This is a genomic window from Spirillospora sp. NPDC048911 (genome assembly GCF_043198015.1).
Taxonomy (GTDB): Bacteria; Actinomycetota; Actinomycetes; order Streptosporangiales; family Streptosporangiaceae; genus Spirillospora.
Genome location: NZ_JBICUD010000018.1, coordinates 18,469 through 35,052, shown reverse-complemented (window position 1 = coordinate 35,052; position 16,584 = coordinate 18,469). Strand labels below are relative to the sequence as shown.

Here is a 16,584-nt window from a genome sequence, read left to right as displayed (position 1 = left end):
CCATAGCAGTCATAGGATGAGTCTGCTTCCGTAGTCATGCCGTGGAGTCACATGTCGTCCCAGCCCGCAACGCCAGCCACCGGAGAGCGGCAGCGCGACGCCGACCGTACCCGGGCCGAGATCCTGGAGATCGCGCAGCGCGAGTTCGCGCGGCACGGCTTCGCCGGTGCCCGGGTCGACGACATGGCCGCGCTCATGCGCACGACCAAGCGGATGATCTACTACTACTTCGGCGGCAAGGAGAACCTCTACGTCGCCGTGCTGGAGAAGGCCTACGGCGAGGTCCGGTCGCTGGAGTCCACCATCGACGTCCAGCACCTGGCGCCGGTCGAGGCGATCCGGACGCTGGCCGAGCTGACCTTCGACCACCACGAGGCCCATCCGGACTTCATCAAGCTCGTCAGCATCGAGAACATCCACCAGGCCGAGCACCTGCGCAAGTCGGAGGCGCTGGTCAACCTGGGCGCCCCGGTCGCCGAGCTGATCTCGCAGATCCTGACGGCGGGCCGGGCCAGCGGCGACTTCGTCGCCGAGGCCGACGCGATCGACGTGCACATGATGATCAGCTCGTTCTGCTTCTTCCGCATCGCCAACCAGCACACGTTCGGCGCGCTCTTCGGCCGCGACATGACCGCGCCCGAGCACCGGGAGCGGCACCGCCGGATGATCGGCGAGATGGTCGTCGCCTACCTCACCGGCGCGCCGTCCGCCGCGCGCCCGGGGGCCCGGTAGACGAGTTCACGCGGGTCCGCGTCCTCGCCGGACGCTTCGACGGCCGCCAGCACCAGCCCGTGGTCGGGCGACAGCGAGCAGGCCGGGTCGGTACGTCCCGCGTCGCCGGTGAGGGCGAAGGCCTGGCAGCGGCATCCGCCGAAGTCGGTCTCGCGGTGCGCGCACGTGCGGCACGGCTCGGCCATCCAGCCGGTGCCGCGGTAGGCGTTGAAGGCCGGTGACTCCCGCCAGATCCAGGCCAGGTCGCGAGCCCGGACGTTCGGCGGGTCCAGATCGGCGATCCCGTACGCGGCGGGGCACGGCAGGGCGGTGCCGTCGGGCCCGACGGTGATCGACCGCGCTCCCCACCCGCCCATGCACGGTTTGGGCACGCCCTCGTAGTAGTCGGGCATGACCCACACCAGCTCGGGCCCGTCCGCGTGCCGTTCGCGATAGGCGGTGACCGTGCGGCGGGCGGCGTCCAGCTGCGCGCGGGTGGGCAGGAGCGCCGCTCTGTTGCGCAGCGCCCAGCCGTAGAACTGGGTGTTCGCCAGCTCGACGCGTTCGGCGCCCCAGGCGCGGCCGAGGTCGATGACGCCGGCCAGGTTGTCGAGGTTGCGGCGGTGCAGGACGACGTTCAGCCCGAACGGCACCCCGGCCGCGCGGATGGTCTCGGCCGCGCGTTCCTTGGCGGCGAACGAGGCCGTGCCCGCGATGAGGTCCGACCCGTCGGCCCGCGCGTCCTGGACCGACAGCTGCACGCTGTCCATCCCGGCGTTCAGGAGCGCGTCGAGACGGGCGGCGCTGAGCCCGAGGCCGCTGGTGACCAGTTGGGTATAGATCTCGGCCCGGCGCGCGGCGGCGACGATCTCTTCGAGGTCGGGGCGGAGCAGGGGCTCTCCCCCGGAGATGTGCGCCTGCACGATGCCGAGGTCGGCGGCTTCAGCGAAGACACGCGCCCACTCCCCGGCGGTCAGCTCGCCGCTCTTGCGCACCAGCTCCAGCGGGTTGGAACAGTACGGGCAGTGCAGCGGGCAGGCGTGGGTCACCTCGGCCAGCAATGCCCATGGGGCCGGAACGCCGGTCATCGCAGCCATCCTCGTTCTCGTAGCCGTGCCAGGAAGGCGGGGACGTCGTCGCCGATCGGCGCGCCGGGATGGGCCTCGCGGAGACCGGCCACGATGTCGGCCACGGTGGCGTGCCCGTCGCAAAGGCGCAGGATGCGTCCGCCCTCCTCGTTGAGGCGGACGACGCGTTCAGGCATGAGCAGCAGCTCGGCCCGCCGCACCGGGTCGTACCGGAGCCGCACCGACGCCGACAGCGCGGGCCGCCAGTCCGCCTCAGCGGACATCGGACTGCACCTCGTGGCCGATGCCCGCATGATCGACGGCGTCCAGCAGCGTCCAGAGCACGTCGCACTTGAACGCGAAGGCCTCCAGCACCCGCTCCTGGTCGCGCCGCGTCTCCGCCCACCGGTGGACGAGCGCCAGCGCCTCGTCGGCGTCGCGCCGCCCCTGGCTCACACGTCCCTGGAAGTACCGGAGCCCTTCCGGTTCTATCCACGGATAGTGCCGCTCCCACGCGGCGATCCGGGTGACCATCAGGTCGGGGGCGAACAGCTCGGTCAGCGACGACGCCACGGCCTGGAGGGCCGTCCCGTTCCGGCAGAAGTTCACGTAGCCCTCCACGCTGAACCGCACGGCGGGCAGCACTCCCTCACCGGACAGCAGCAACATCCGATCGAGGCCCGCGGCCTCGCCGAGCCGCAGCCAGCGATCGATTCCGCCGTCCTGGTCATCGTGGTCGTGGACGCGGCGGATCCAGCTCCTGCGCACCTCGCGGTCGTCGAGCTTGGACAGGACGAGCGCGTCCTTGATCGGTATGTGCCGCTGGTAGTGGAACCGGTTGAGGACCCAGCGCCGCAGTTCTTCGGGGCTCAGCAGCCCGTCGTGCATGCGGAGGTTGAACGGGTGGCGGTGGTGGTAGTGCTCGGCGGCGTGCGCGCGGAGCCGTGTCTCCAGCTCGTGGGGCGTCCACGGGGGCTTCACAGTTCGATCACCGCTCCCTCCTGGGCGATCTCGATGCCCCGCCGCGCCAGGTCGCGGTGCCCGTCATGGCCGGGGAGGACGAGAGGGTTGCTGTTGTTGAGATGGGTGTAGAGGCGCCGGGCGGCGGGCAGCGCGCCGAGGCGGTCGGCCGTGCCGCCCGGACCGGCGATCGGCAGGTGTCCCATGCCGGTCGCGGTCTTCTGGGAGAAGCCGGCGCGCCGGGGCTCCTCGTCGTCCCAGAACGTGCCGTCAAGGAAGACGCAGTCGGCCCCGGCGAGGGCCTCGTCCAGCTCAGGCGGCCAGGCGGCGAGCGCCGGGGCGTAGACGAGGATCGTGCCGCTACGCCGGTCGGTCAGGCGCAGCGCCACCACCCAGCCCTCGTCTTCCAGGTCGAGGGCGGCGGCGTAGCGCGGGCGTTTGTTCGACACCGGGATGCCCTGCACTTCCAGGTGCCCTTCGCCGAGAACAAGTGGCTTGTCCGTGGGCAGGTCGCTGCGGGCGATCCCGGTGTACGGGCTGAGGGTGTGGCCGAGGCGCAGCCCTTCGTCCAGGGCCCGGTGAACGGTCGTCGTGGCGATGACGTTCAGGCCCTTCGCCTCGCGCAGCCGCATCAGCCCGAGCGTGTGGTCGAGCTCAGCATCGGTGAGGATCACCCCGGCGAGCGGTGTCTCGCGATGGCCCGGCCCCGGCCGCAGCTCGGCGTACGCCTCGATCTGCTCGCCGATGTCGGGCGTCGCGTTCACCACGTACCAGCGTCCGGTCCCGTCCTCGACGGCGATCGAGGCGTGCCGGCGGCGCAGGCGCGGATCGGCGCGGGCGGCGGCGCACCCGGGGCACGCGCAGTTCCACTGGGGCACGCCGCCGCCCGCCGCGGTGCCGAGGATCCGCACCCGCATGCCGGTCGTCAGCTCTCGGCGCCGAAGTAGGCGGTGACCTCCAGGGAGGTCTCGATGATCTCGAAGTCGGGGGTGTTCCAGGTGGTGTTCTGGGCGTCGGACATGGGTGTTCCCTTCGGTTGGTGGTGGGGCGTCACTGGACGACAATCTTTCCGGTGCTCTGGGGGAAGACCGGGTCGTTGAAGAAGTACTCGCCGCGCTTGGCGAAGGTGTGGCGGAAGGTCTCCCCCGGCTTGAGCCTGCCGGTGTTGAACTCGTGCTCGAAGAACGACGCGGCGCCGTGGCTGTGCTCGTTGCCGGCAGGGTTGGCGAAGGTGACCGTCGTGCCGACCGGCACGGTCATGTGCTGGGGTGCCATGGCGTTCTGGGCGACCACGTTCTCCGCAGTGCCGGGGAGTCCGGCGGCGGCGTTCCAGACGCGGCCGAGCGTGACCGTGTTCTGCGCGGCGCTCCCGGCCACGGCGGCCGTCCGGATCTGGTTGCGCTTGGACGGCGGGGTCGGCGCCGGCGCGGGCGGGACCGTGCCGCCGAGCTTGAACGCCCACAGGTGGTCGCCGCGCGGGATGTCGGGATAGGGCAGGCCGTTGCCGCCGGCGAGCACCGCGATGTACTGCTCGCCGTCGATCTCGTAGCTGACCGGGCTGGTGTGCACGCCCGCGCCGCACTGCCACTGCCACAGCTGGCGCCCGTCGGTGTCGTCCATCGCGATCAGCACGCCGTCGGGGCGTCCTTGGAACATCACGCGTCCGGCGGTGCTGAGGATGCCGTTGCCATGGGCCAGCGACCAGTCGCCCTCCCGGCGCCATACCGGCTTGTTGGTACGAGGATCGACCGCGACGATGCCGCCGGAGAAGTACTCCCCCAGTGGCCGGGCGGTGTTGACGCGGCCGCCGTTGGTGTTGGAGTACGAGGAGTTGATGAGCCCGTATCCGACGTACAGGAAGCCGGTGTGCGGGCTGAAGGAGAGGTGCGACCAGTCCGCCCCGCCACCGGCTCCGGGGAAGAGGATCGTGGCGTCGTCCCAGAACGGCGTGTAGATCTTGCCGGTCGGGTAGTACGGCACCGGCCGCGTGGTGTCGTGCTGGCTCGGCGCCTGCCGGACGAAGGGCGCGCCGCCGGGGAACGGCTGCGTGGGCCAGGTCTTCTGGCGGGAGTCCTGCGGCACGCGCCGCTCGGTCATCCCGTGCACGGGCTTGCCGGTGGCGCGGTCGAGGATGTAGTACATGCCGGTCTTGCTGCCGTAGACCACGACCTTGCGTTTCCGGTGCCCGATCTGCAGGTCGACCAGCACCGGCGCCATCACGTTGTCGAAGTCCCAGATGTCGTGATGGACCGACTGGAAGTGCCAGCGGCGCTCGCCGGTCTTGGCGTCGATGGCCACCAGGCAGTTGGAGAACAGGTTGAGCCCGCCGCGGGTGGAGCCGTTGGTCCGCGGATAGGGGTTGCCGAACGTCCAGTAGACCAGGCCCAGCTCGGGGTCGACGGCGGGGTGCATCCAGCAGACCGCGCCGCCGGTCTTCCAGCTCTCGCCCTCCCAGGTGTCGTTGCCGAACTCACCCGGGCCGGGCGGCCCCCAGAACGTCCACGCGACCTCGCCGGTGCGGGCGTTGAGGGCGTAGCCCCGGCCGCGCGCCCCGGCGGTGCTGCCCTCGGTGCCGACGTAGATGAGGCCGTCGAAGTAGACGATCGCGCCGGCCAGGCCGCCGCGGTTGCCGCCGCACTGCCCGCTCTGCGGGTCGCAGCCCGGGTCGCCCTCCCCGGCGACCAGCAGCTCGCGCCGCCAGACGACGGCGCCGGTCTCCTGGTCGAGGCCGTAGACGATGTTGGCGCCGGAGGTGGTGTAGACGAGGCCGCCGCCGAGCCCGACGCCGCGCATGTTGGTCTGCTCGGAGCCGACGTTGGTCTTCCACTTGACCGCGCCGGTGCGGCCGTCGACGGCGAAGACGTTCTGCTGGCGGGTCTGCACGTAGAGCACGCCGTCCTGGACGACGATCGTGCTCTGCTGGGTGGCGGTCGTGCTGCCGCCTTCGAGGTTGACGTGCCAGGCGCCGCCGAGCCGCCGCACGTTGCGCCGGGTGATCTCGCGCAGGGCGCTGTGGTTCTGGTTGCCGAGGTTGCCGCCGACCTTGGGAAAGTCGCGCCCGGTGGGCCGCAGGCCCGGGGACTGCGGCGGGACCGGTCCGGCGAGCGCGGTGGCGCCTTCGGCGGTGGCCGGTTCGTGGAACGTGGTGAAGGCCGCCGTGCCGCCGACGACCGCCGCGCCGGTGAGGAAGCTCCGTCGTCTCATGCTGCTCTCCCAACACCCGAAAGCGGGTCCACTAGACGGATCGACAGATCCATTGAGCGGACGACACCGTAAGCTGACTCTCGCTCCCCTGACAAGGGGGTGCCACGAGAAATGCATTCGCTTCCACCATGTTTGGCGCGCGAGTATTGCCGTCCGCGGGTCGGCGTGAGATGGTCGGCGAACCTCTTAGCGGTTCGACTGAACTACTAGATGGACCTCTGGAGAACACGAGGAAGGAACCCGCTCCATGAGAAGACCCTCCCCCCACCTGCTCACCGCGGCGCTGACCTCGGTCGGGACCGCCGCCGTCATCGCCGGGGCCACCCTCGTGAGCGGGCTGCCCGCCGTGGCGGGCGGCGGCGCGGCGGGCGTCGGCGCGGCGGGCGGCGGCTCGGCCGCGTCCCGGGACCGCGGCGCCGAGCAGCTCGGCGACCCCGACTACGGCGTCTGCCGCGGCACCGACTCGCGCTGCTACCACGACTGGGGCAACTTCGATCCGGCCAAGGGCTACAAGGTCCTCGTCTACAGCCGTACCGCCGGTCCGCGCCACGCCAACCTCGGCCCGGCGCTCGCGGCGGGCCTCAACCCTCCGCTCGCCGAGGCGAACGTCGCGCAGAGCGCCCTGGTGAAGATGGGCAAGGACAACGGCTTCGGCGTCGACTGGACCGAGGACGTCACGCAGCTCTCCTCGGCGTCGCGGCTGTTCGCCTACAACGCCGTTGTCTTCATGAGCACCACACGCGACACCCTGGACGACTCCGCGCAGACCGCGCTGCGGCAGTACATCCGGGGCGGCGGCGGGTTCGTGGGCATCCACAACGCGTTCGGCACCGAGTACAACTGGCCCTGGTACGAGGGGCTGCTCGGCGGCGCCAACTTCTACGACCATGGCCCGGCGCAACCCGGCACCGTCCAGACCACGAGCCGCAGGGACGCCTCCACGGCCGGCCTGCCGTCGCGCTGGTCGTTCAGCGACGAGTGGTACAACCTGGTCCCCTTCCCCTCGCGTGTCCGTGTGCTGGCCAAGGTGGACGAGCGCTCGCTCGCCAAGGGCGTCACCGGCGGCTCGGGTCATCCCGGCCACGGCTCCGACCACCCGGTGGCCTGGTGCCAGTACTACGACGGAGGCCGCGCCTGGCTGACCACGCTCGGGCACGACGCCAAGGCGTTCACCGATGACGGAAGCTCCTTCGCCGGGGCCCGCCAGTTCCAGAGCCTGGTGCTCGGGGGCATCGAGTCCGCCATGGGCCGCAAGCCCTTCTGCCGCTGAGTGCTCCGGTGGTGCGCGCGTCCGACGGTGGCCGGGAGATCTCCGGCCACCGTCGAACGCCTCGCGCAGCGCCCCGCTCACTGGCCGGTGTTCACAACCCCAGGTAGATGCGCCGGACGCGGACGTCCTCGCGCAGCTCGCGGGAGGTGCCGGTCATGGCGACCTCGCCGTTCTCCATCACGACACAGTCGCTGGTCGCCTCGAAGGTGAGCTTCGCGTTCTGCTCGACCAGAAGGAGGCTGAGGCCCTCCTGACGCAGCCGGACCAGCACCGCCAGGATGTCCTCGACGAGCTTGGGTGACAGTCCCATGGAGGGCTCGTCCAGAAGGATCAGCCGTGGCCGGGCCATGAGGGCGCGGCCGACGGCCAGCATTTGCTGCTGCCCGCCCGACAATGCCCCCGCCAGGCGTGAGCGCATCTCCCCAAGTACGGGGAACAGCTCGTACACCTCGTCCAGGGTCTGTTTGGTCTGCGGGTCGCGCCACGGGCGGGCGTAGGCGCCGAGCATCAGGTTCTTCTCCACCGGCAGCCCGGGGAAGACGTGCCGTCCTTCCGGGACGTAGCCGATGCCGTGCCGGACGATGTCGCGCGCCTTGACCCGCGTCAGGTCGGTGTCGCCGAAGCGGACCGACCCGCCGCTGCGGGGCACCAGCCCCATCAGCGCCTTGAGCGTGGACGTCTTGCCCGCTCCGTTGGCGCCGATGATGCCGACCGATTGGCCTGGCGCCACGGTGAAGCTGATCGACTTCACCGCGCAGACCCCTCCGTAGTGCACGGACAGGTCCTCCACCGTCAGGGCCTCGGGTTCCTGCCGGGAGGCCGCGGCACGTTTCTTGTGCTCGGGTGCCGAGGTCGTCATGAGCTCACCTCGCTGGGGTTGGGCAGCGGCATCTCGGCCATGGCCGAGTCGCCGAGGTAGGCCTCGATCACGGCATGGTCGGCGGCGACCTCGTCCGGGGTGCCCTCGGAGATCACCTTGCCGCCGGCCAGCACGGTCACGCGTTCGCACAGGGACATGACCAGGCCCATGTTGTGCTCGATGAGCACGACCGTGACGCCGCTGTCGCGGATGGACCGGACGATCTCGGCGAGCTGGCGGACCTCCTCGCCGTTGAGCCCGGCCGCGGGCTCGTCGAGCAGCAGCAGCCGCGGGTTCCCGGCCATCGCGCGGGCGATCTCGATGCGGCGCTGGATGCCGTAGGGCAGCGCGCCCGGCGCGGCCCCCGCGAACTCGGTCAGCCCGAAGCGGGCCAGGAGCTCGGCGGCCCGCGTGTTGAGCCGCCGCTCCTGCCGCCAGACCCCGACCGGCCACACCGCGTACCGCCAGATCGCGTAGGTGCGGGTGCGGTCGAGCGCGACCAGCACGTTGTCCCTGACCGTGAGGTCCCCGAACAGGCGCAGGTTCTGGAACGTGCGGGCCACGCCGAGCGCCGACAGCCGGTACGGCCGCACGCCGGTGACCGCGCGCCCGTCCAGCCGCACCGTCCCGCCCGTGGCCCGGTAGAAGCCGCTGACCACGTTGAACAGCGTCGTCTTGCCCGATCCGTTGGGGCCGACGATGCCGCGGATCTCGCCGGGACGCACGGTCAGCGAGACCTGGTCGAGCGCCTTCAGGCCGCGGAAGTGCTTGCTCACCTGGTCGATGTCCAGCATGGGCACGGACTCGTCCGGCGTGCCGTCGGGCTCCACCGGCGCGTACGGCTGGAACGGGTGCAGCGAGGCACGGCCGACCGTCGTGCCGCGGCGACGGTCGATCAGCGCCTTGACCCGGGCGGGGATCCCGGCCAGGCCGGTCGGCGCGAACACCACCATGAGCACGACGACGAGGCCGAAACCGAGCTGGGCGTAGGTGGGGTAGTCGACCAGCTGCTCGCGGATCAGGGTGAGGCCGACCGCGCCGACCACGCAGCCCACCAGGCTCTGCCGCCCGCCGATGACGACCATCGCCAGCAGCAGGAACATGTTGGCGATGTTGAACGTCTCGGGCGCGATGTAACGGATCAGCCCGACGTAGAGCACCCCGGCGACGCCGCCGAACACGCTGGACAACATGAACGCGGTCATCCGCAACAGCGGGATCTCCGCGCCCACCGCGCCCGCGGCCAGCGGGTCGTCCCGCATGGCCATCAGCCGGCGGCCGAGCCCGGTGCGCACCACGAACTGCGCGAACACCAGCGCGATCGCGAACACCACCACTTCGAGGTAGTAGTAGAGGTACTCGCTGGCTAGGTCGATGCCGAACATCGGCGGGACCGGGATCGCCGAGATGCCCTCGGCTCCCCCGGACACCTCGGCGTTGGTGGTCCAGTTGATGAACCCCAGCGCGAGGCCCAGCGTGACGATGCCCAGATAGTGCGACTGCATCCGCAGCGCCGGGATGCCGACCAGCAGCCCGACCACCGCTGAGGCCACCATGGCGAGGGCCGCCGCCGGCCAGAACCCCCAGCCGCTATGAGTGGTGAGGATCGCCGTCGCGTACGCGCTGACGCCGAAGAAGGCGACCTGCGCGAGGTTGATCTGGCCCGCGATGCCCATGGCCAGGCCCATCCCGATCGCCAGCAGCGCGAACACCAGCGCGATGTTGACGACGTGGATGGCGTAGCCGCTGAGCTGGTAGGGCAGGATCCAGGCCACCACGACGAGCGCGGCCAGGCCGCCGAACCGTGGCGTGTTGCGGTGCCGGAGCAGGCCGTTCAGCAGGTGCTGGTCGTTCATGCGCGGTTCACCGTCATCTCGCCGAACAGCCCGGTCGGCCGGATCATGATGATCACGGTGAAGAGCAGGAAGACCATCAGCTCGGAGTAGCCCTGGAAGTGGCCGGCGGCGAACGAGTCGAGCACGCCGATGGCCAGGCCGCCGACGATCGCGCCGGGGATGTTGCCGCAGCCCCCGAGCATCGCCGCCGCGAACCCCTTGATCCCGATCGTCCCGCCCATCGTCGGGTTGACGTACAGCAGCGGCCCGACCAGGCCGCCCGCCAGCGCGGCGAGCCCGGCCCCGATGGCGAACGCGATGGCGTTGCTGCGGCCGACGTGGATGCCGACCGCCGTCGCCGCCTCGTGGTCCATCGCGACGGCCTGCATGGCGGCCCCCCGCTTGGTGCGCGACAGGAAGCCGACCAGCAGGACCACCGCAACCGCGGCGATGAGCAGGACGACCAGGTCGTAGGTGCGGATCCGCACGCCCAGCACGTCCAGCGGCGCCGCCGTCACCGGGGAGGCGACGGCACGGCCGGTCGCCCCCCAGATCAGGACGGCGACCGCCTGCAGCACCATGCCGAAGCCGATCGTGCCGATCAGCATCAGCGTGAAGTCCTTGTTCTCCAGCGGGCGCAGCACCCGTTCGATGAACAGGCCGATGACGCCGGTGATGACGATGGACAGGGCCATCGCGACCGCGAACGGAAGCTTGGTGGACATGTAGAAGGTGGAGGCGGCGTAGGCGCCGATCATCAGCACGTCGGCGTGCGCGAAGTTGACGAGCCCCATGGTCCGGTAGACCAGGGAGAAGCCCATCGCCACCAGCGCGTAGATGGCGCCGAGGCTGAGCCCGCCGACCAGCGTCTGGAAGAAGGCCTGCATGGTTCTCTTTCCGGTCGCCGGCGTCAGCCGTCGGCCTTGACGAGCTTGCCGTCCTTGATGATCCCGATGCTGGTGGCCTTGATGCCGACGCCGGTCTCGTCGTAGACGAAGTCGCCCATGAGGCCCTTGTGCCGCACCGCGCGGATGGCGTCGGCGAGCTTCTTTCCGCTGGCGACGCCGCTGTTCTTCAGCGCGGTCAGCATGATCTGCGCGCCGTCGTAGGCCTTGGCGCCGTGAAGCTCGGCGTCCTCGTTGAAGGCGGCCTTGTAGGCGGCGGCGAACTTGCGGGACGCGTCGCTCACCTCGTTGCTGAGGTAGGGCGAGCTGACGATGGTGCCCTCGGCGTTCTTCGCCCCGGCCGTGTCGATGAAGACCGGGGTGCCCTGCGGCGCGGCGCCGGCGAACGGGACGGTGATGCCGAGGTCGCGGGCCTGCTTGACGATGAGGCCGGACTCGACCTCCTCGGCGCCCAGGAAGATGGCCGCCGGCTGCTTGCCCCGGATCTTGGTCAGCTGGGCGCTGAAGTCCTTCTGGTCGGCGGTGACGACCTCGTCGATGATCGGCTTGACGCCGCGGGCGTCCAGCGCCTTGAGGAAGGCGTCGTGCTCGCCCTTGCCGTAGGCGCCGTTGTTGGTGATCATCGCGATCTTGGTCAGCTTCTTGGTGTCGACCATGTACTTGGCGAGCGTCTCGTCGTAGGTCGTGCTGGTCGGCCCGTTGAGGAACAGGAACGGGCTCTTCAGCGCGACCATGCCCGGCGACTGACCGGAGGCGATGTTGGGGATCTCGGCCTGCTTCAAGGTCGGCGCCATCGCGATGGTGACGGCGCTCTCGGCGGTGCCGAGCATCGCGATGTAGTTCTGGCTGTCGATCTTGCGGGCGATGTTGGTGCCGACGGTGGGGTCGCCCTGGTCGTCGAACACGTCGAGCTGGATCTTGCGGCCGTTGATGCCGCCGGCCGCGTTCCACTCGTCGACGGCCAGCTTGACGCCCTTGTGCTCCCACTTGCCGAGGGAGCTGAGCTGCCCGCTCTGCGCGTCCACCAGGGCGATCTTGATGGGGCCGGAGCCGCCGGAGCCGGCGTCCTCGGACTCGCCGGGCGCGCCGCAGGCGCTCAGGGTCGCGGCGGTCAGGGTCAGGGCCAGCGCGGACGCGGCCAGGCCGGGCGCGCGGAGCGCGGCTGTGAGTCTCAACATGGAAAGGTCACCTCGTCGGGGAGAGATCGGGAAAGACGCCCTGGTAGATGTCGGTGATGTTCCAGTGCCCGGGGGTCGGCACCGGCTCGTTGACCATCGGCACGTCCAGCACGGCCGGACGCCTCCGCTCGACCGCCGACCGGAGCGCGGAGGCGAACGCTTCCGGGGCGGGAACCTCGTAGCCGTCCGCACCGCACGCGTTGGCGTAGGCGGCGAAGTCCGGGCTGTAGGGGCGGCCCTGCGGGTCGCGGAACTCGCAGCCGTAGCTGGCGCCGAAGCTGGCGGCCTGCAGGTCGGCGATGGTGCCGTGGGCCCGGTTGTTCATGACGACGAAGATGACCGGCAGTCCCTGCTCCACGGCCATGGGCACGGCCGGGAGCTGGGCGCTCATGCCGCCGTCGCCGACGAGCGCGACCACGACGCGGCCGGGCTGGGCGACCTGCACGCCGACGGCCGCGGCCGGGCCGAAGCCCATCGTGGAGGCGCCGCCGGGGGTGATGAACCGGCCGCCGTCGGGCAGCGGGTAGCACTGCGCGACGCCGTTCTTGTTCCAGCCGACGTCGGTGACCAGCACGGCGTCGTCCGGCAGCTGGTCGCGCAGGTCGGCGAGGATGCGCTCGGGCCGCAGCGGGAACGCGTCGCTGCGCCCGCGTTCGCGGCTGCCGTCGAACAGCGCGGTGCGGGCGGCGCGGATCCGTTCGCGCAGCTCGGGACGGGCGACCGGGTCGGGGCAGGTCTCGCGCACCGCGGCGGCGATGGCCCGGACCGCGCGCGTCACGTCGGCGACCGCGCCGATCTCGACGGGATAGTTGCGCCCGATCTCGGCGGGGTCGATGTCGATCTGGATCAGCCGTCCGCCGTCCGCGCCGCCGAGCTTCCAGGTGTGGGCGGGATCCCACGAGCTGGCGTCGGTCTCGGCGAAGCGGGTCGCCAGCGCGAGCACGACGTCGGCGGAGCGGGTGTAGTCGTTGGTGGTCTCCAGGCCCCAGAAGCCGGGCATGCCCAGCAGCAGCGGATGGCGGTCGGACACCACGCCCTTGCCCATCAGCGAGTGCACGATGGGGATGTCGAGGTGCTCGGCCAGTCCGAGGAGGGCGGCGCGGCCGGCCTCGCCGCGCAGTCCCCCGCCGATGTAGAGGAGAGGGCGTTCGGCGGCGGCGAGCAGGTCCGCGATGCGGCGCGCGGTGTCCGCGGGCAGGTCGGGCTCGGCGGCGGAGGCGGGAAGCGGGTGCTCGACGTCGGCGACCGGACGCGAGAACAGGTCCATCGGCACGTTCAGCAGTACCGCGCCGGGACGGCCCGAGGTCGCGGTCCAGAAGGCGCGCTCGGTGAAGCGGGCCAGGTCCTCGGGCCGCCGGACGTGCCAGGCCCGCTTGACGAACGGCCGGTAGATGGCGGTCTGGTCGGCGTCGGAGTGGAGGTTGACCTCCTGGTGGGGATGCCGGCCGTGGTAGTAGGACGGCACGTCCCCGGAGATCGTGATCAGCGGCACCGAGTCGAGCGCGGCGGTGGCCACGCCGGTGACCGCGTTCATCATGCCGGGGCCCACGTGGACGAGCAGGACGCCCGGCTTGCCGGACGCGCGGGCGTAACCGTCGGCCGCGTGCGCGGCGGCCTGCTCGTGACGGGCGATGACGAACGTGATGGGGCTGCGGCCGAGCGCGTCCAGCAGCGCGATGTTGGTGTGGCCGCACGTCCCGAACACGTACTCCACGCCGTAGCGTTCGAGCTGCCGGACGAGCGCCTCGGCGGCCGTGACCGCCGCCGGTCCGGCACCGGGGCCGCCGGTGGCGTCGTCGCGGATGGGGATGTCCACGCTCATGACAGCGTTTCCTCGATTCGGGGCAGGGTGATCCAGGTCTTGCCGGCGATGTCCGGGGCCTTGGCGAACGCGACGGGCGCCTGCGCGAGGTCGAACCGTTCGCGCAGGACGCGGCCGGGACGCAGGTCGTGCCCGGCGAGCGTCGCGATCGTGCCCCGGAAGCCGCCCGGATGGTCGTAGATCAGGCAGCCGCGCACGGTGAGCCGCCGCTGCACGAGGGTGAAGGTGGAGACGCGGGCGGGCCGGGTGCTCTGCCCGACCACGATGACGCGGCCGGCGTCGCCGGTGCGTTCCAGCGCCTGCTCGAACGCCTCGGGCACGCCGGAGGTCTCGATGACGGCCGGGAAACGCGCGCCGGGCTCGGCCGCGGCGTCCGGTCCGGCGTCCATGGCGCCGAGCCGCAGCGCGAGCGCGCGCCGTCCCTCCTGCGGCTCGGTGACGTGCGGGACGCCGCCGGCGTGCAGGACGGCGAGAATCACCAGCAGTCCCTGCGAGCCGCCGCCGACGACCAGGCACGGGTCGCCGGGCCGCAGGCCGCTCATCCGCACGGCGTTGAGGGCGACGGTCAGCGGCTCGACGCACACCGCGTCGGCGTCGTCCATGTCCGCGGGGACCGGCCAGGTGAAGCGGGCGGGCACCGCGACCCGCTCGGCGAGCAGGCCGGGTTCGGAGATGCCGGCCGCGCGGCGCCGCCGGCATCCGGAGGTGCCGCCGGAACGGCACGCGCCGCAGGCCAGGCACGGGTAGTTGGGTTCGACGACGACCCGCTGCCCGGCGTGGCGGTCGGCGACGTCGCGGCCCACGGCCTCGATCACGCCGAACGCCTCGTGCCCGATCACCCACGGCAGGGCGGGGACGGCGCGGCGGCCGGAGACCACCGCGAGGTCCGACCCGCAGACGCCCACGCCACGGACCGCGACGATGACGTCGCCGGGCCCGCACACCGGTTCGGGCCAGTGGTCGACGACCTCCACCGTGTCGGGCGCCGTCAGGGTGACCGCCATCATGGGCGCCCGCCCCACAGGGACGCGCCGCGCAGCATCAGCGTCTTGACGGTGGTGTAGTCCTCGATCATGCAGTGCGGGGACTCGCGGCCGAAGCCGGAGTCCTTCACCCCGCCGAACGGGACGTGGTCCAGGCGGTAGTTGGAGGAGCCGTTGACGACGAGGCCGCCGACCTGGAGGTCCCGCCAGGCGGCGATGGCGCGGCCGATGTCGCGGGTGAACAGGCCGGCCTGCAGCCCGAAGCGGCTCTCGTTGCACCGGGCCACGACCCCGGCGAAGTCGTCGAAGGGCAGGACTGCCACCAGGGCGCCGAAGACCTCGTCGGTGACGACCGAGGCGCCGGCGGGAGGGTCGGCGACGATCGTGGGGCTGGCGGTGGCGCCGTCGCGTTCGCCGCCGAGGACGACGCGCCCGCCGCCGGCGGCGGCCTCGGCGCTCCAGCGCACGACGCGCTCGGCCGCGTCCTCGTCGACCATCGAGCCGACGTCGGTGCCGGGATCGAGGGGGTCTCCGACGGTGAGGGCGGCGACCTCGCGGGTGAAGTGCTCCAGGAACTCCTCGTACTTCGGCCGTTGCACGTACACCCGCTGCACCGAGATGCAGCTCTGCCCGGAGTTGGTGTAGCCCGTCCGAGCGCAGACCTTGGCCGCCTCAGCGATGTCGGCGTCGTCGCAGACGATCGTGGCGGCGTTGCCTCCCAGCTCCAGGACCAGCCGCTTGGCTCCGGCGGCCCTGGCCACCGCGTTGCCGGTCGCGCCGCTGCCGGTGAAGCTGATGACGCCGACCTCCTCGGCGGCGCACAGCTCGGCGCCGACCCGCCCGTCCCCGTGCAGCAACTGGACGGCTTCGGCGGGCATGCCGGACTCCAGCAGCAGCGCCACGATGGCGGTGGAGATGCCGGGCGCCTGCGGCGGCGCCTTGACGATCGTCGTGTTGCCCGCGGCGAACGAGGCGCCGAGCTTGTGGGCCAGCAGATTGGCCGGAGCGTTGAACGGGGTGATGGCAAGCGCGACGCCGACGGGTGCGCGGTAGGTGAACGCCGTGGTGCCGACCCCGCGCGCCCAGCCCGCGACCGGCAGGTTCTCCCCGCCGATCTGCCGGGCCTCGGCCGCGCAGACAGCGAACGTGTCGGCGACACGGTCGATCTCGCCGAGGCCGTCCTTGAGGGGCTTGCCGAGCTCCAGGGCCAGCAGCCGGGCCAGGTCGTCGCGGTTCGCCGTGGCGGCGGCGGAGGCCCGATCGAGGATCTCCGCGCGGAAGGCCGGGGCGAGGGCCGCCACGGCCGGGGCGGCGGCGCGGGCGTAGGCGCGGACGGCGGCGATGTCGCTGGCGCCGGCGGCCGGTGCCCGGCTGACGACACGTCTCAGATATGGACCGATTCGTTCACTCTGCGGACCATCGGTCAGCCACTCGCCGGCCTGGCGGGCGGCCGCCTGAACGACCTCGGCCTTGGATCCGGACGCGAGTACCGCTTCCAGCATCAGACTCCTCCATGGACCACTATGCGGTCCTGGTGTGCCGCTATACGGACTTCGGGTCAACGTAGAGGTGGTGAGCAAGCCTTGACAAGAGCGGAACCGGGGAAAGTTCCGCGATCGGCGATGAGCGGTCGGTCGCTAACGTTCGAACCAGTGAGTTAGTTATAGGTGACACAGCTCACAAGGGGAAGAGGGGTGCCGCAATCGTGACGAAACCCGCCAGGACCGTCAGACGGTCCCACTAGACCGCTCAGTGGACTGCGTGTAACGTACGGACCGTCCTTGACCCGG

Annotated in this window: 15 protein-coding genes; 2 read left to right on the top strand and 13 right to left on the bottom strand. The window is 71.4% G+C overall.

The window, feature by feature from the left end:
• Positions 1-51: 51 nt before the first annotated feature.
• Positions 52-732, top strand: a complete 681-nt coding sequence (locus tag ACGFNU_RS49070) for a TetR family transcriptional regulator (RefSeq protein ID WP_392603673.1) — start codon at positions 52-54, stop codon at positions 730-732.
• Here the strand turns inward: ACGFNU_RS49070 and pqqE are convergent.
• From pqqE to ACGFNU_RS49040, 6 genes are read right to left on the bottom strand one after another with little or no spacing between them, the layout of a single operon-like run.
• Positions 687-1,799 (bottom strand): pyrroloquinoline quinone biosynthesis protein PqqE, encoded by a 1,113-nt coding sequence (gene pqqE, locus ACGFNU_RS49065; protein WP_392603672.1) that lies wholly within the window; start codon positions 1,797-1,799, stop codon positions 687-689. The genes ACGFNU_RS49070 and pqqE overlap by 46 nt on opposite strands.
• Entirely contained in the window at positions 1,796-2,062 is a 267-nt protein-coding gene (pqqD, locus tag ACGFNU_RS49060; protein WP_392603671.1) for a pyrroloquinoline quinone biosynthesis peptide chaperone PqqD, read from the bottom strand. Before pqqD ends, pqqE begins: the two co-directional genes overlap by 4 nt.
• Positions 2,052-2,759 (bottom strand): pyrroloquinoline-quinone synthase PqqC, encoded by a 708-nt coding sequence (gene pqqC, locus ACGFNU_RS49055; RefSeq protein ID WP_392603670.1) that lies wholly within the window; start codon positions 2,757-2,759, stop codon positions 2,052-2,054. The genes pqqD and pqqC overlap by 11 nt, the downstream gene beginning before the upstream one ends.
• On the bottom strand, positions 2,756-3,655 hold the full coding sequence (gene pqqB / locus ACGFNU_RS49050) for a pyrroloquinoline quinone biosynthesis protein PqqB (RefSeq protein WP_392603669.1): 900 nt from the start codon (positions 3,653-3,655) through the stop codon (positions 2,756-2,758). The genes pqqC and pqqB overlap by 4 nt, the downstream gene beginning before the upstream one ends.
• Before the next feature lie 8 nt (positions 3,656-3,663).
• A complete protein-coding gene (pqqA, locus tag ACGFNU_RS49045) occupies positions 3,664-3,759 on the bottom strand; it encodes a pyrroloquinoline quinone precursor peptide PqqA (protein WP_392603668.1) in 96 nt (31 codons plus the stop codon).
• Between the two features lie 29 nt (positions 3,760-3,788).
• A complete protein-coding gene (locus ACGFNU_RS49040) occupies positions 3,789-5,942 on the bottom strand; it encodes a PQQ-binding-like beta-propeller repeat protein (protein ID WP_392603667.1) in 2,154 nt (717 codons plus the stop codon).
• A 247-nt stretch (positions 5,943-6,189) separates the two neighbouring features.
• Here ACGFNU_RS49040 and ACGFNU_RS49035 point away from each other — a divergent pair, with 247 nt between their 5' ends.
• Complete coding sequence (locus ACGFNU_RS49035; RefSeq protein ID WP_392603666.1) at positions 6,190-7,212, top strand: ThuA domain-containing protein; 1,023 nt, start codon at positions 6,190-6,192, stop codon at positions 7,210-7,212.
• A gap of 91 nt (positions 7,213-7,303) precedes the next feature.
• On the opposite strand, the gene ACGFNU_RS49030 is transcribed toward ACGFNU_RS49035, so the two are convergent.
• Genes ACGFNU_RS49030 through ACGFNU_RS49000 form a run of 7 tightly spaced genes read right to left on the bottom strand, consistent with a single transcriptional unit; the run spans position 7,304 to position 16,296 of the window.
• Positions 7,304-8,071, bottom strand: a complete 768-nt coding sequence (locus ACGFNU_RS49030) for an ABC transporter ATP-binding protein (RefSeq protein WP_392603665.1) — start codon at positions 8,069-8,071, stop codon at positions 7,304-7,306.
• Positions 8,068-9,927: an ATP-binding cassette domain-containing protein gene (locus ACGFNU_RS49025; RefSeq protein WP_392603664.1), complete on the bottom strand. Its 1,860-nt coding sequence runs from the start codon at positions 9,925-9,927 to the stop codon at positions 8,068-8,070. Before ACGFNU_RS49025 ends, ACGFNU_RS49030 begins: the two co-directional genes overlap by 4 nt.
• Complete coding sequence (locus ACGFNU_RS49020) at positions 9,924-10,793, bottom strand: branched-chain amino acid ABC transporter permease (RefSeq protein WP_392603663.1); 870 nt, start codon at positions 10,791-10,793, stop codon at positions 9,924-9,926. Before ACGFNU_RS49020 ends, ACGFNU_RS49025 begins: the two co-directional genes overlap by 4 nt.
• Positions 10,794-10,816: 23 nt before the next feature.
• Positions 10,817-11,989: an ABC transporter substrate-binding protein gene (locus ACGFNU_RS49015; protein ID WP_392603662.1), complete on the bottom strand. Its 1,173-nt coding sequence runs from the start codon at positions 11,987-11,989 to the stop codon at positions 10,817-10,819.
• A 7-nt stretch (positions 11,990-11,996) separates the two neighbouring features.
• The gene (locus ACGFNU_RS49010; protein ID WP_392603661.1) at positions 11,997-13,811 is read right to left on the bottom strand and encodes a thiamine pyrophosphate-binding protein; all 1,815 of its coding nucleotides are present in this window, start codon (positions 13,809-13,811) and stop codon (positions 11,997-11,999) included.
• Complete coding sequence (locus tag ACGFNU_RS49005; RefSeq protein ID WP_392603660.1) at positions 13,808-14,818, bottom strand: zinc-binding dehydrogenase; 1,011 nt, start codon at positions 14,816-14,818, stop codon at positions 13,808-13,810. The genes ACGFNU_RS49010 and ACGFNU_RS49005 overlap by 4 nt, the downstream gene beginning before the upstream one ends.
• A complete protein-coding gene (locus tag ACGFNU_RS49000) occupies positions 14,815-16,296 on the bottom strand; it encodes an aldehyde dehydrogenase family protein (RefSeq protein WP_392603659.1) in 1,482 nt (493 codons plus the stop codon). The genes ACGFNU_RS49005 and ACGFNU_RS49000 overlap by 4 nt, the downstream gene beginning before the upstream one ends.
• Between the last annotated feature and the right edge of the window lie 288 nt (positions 16,297-16,584).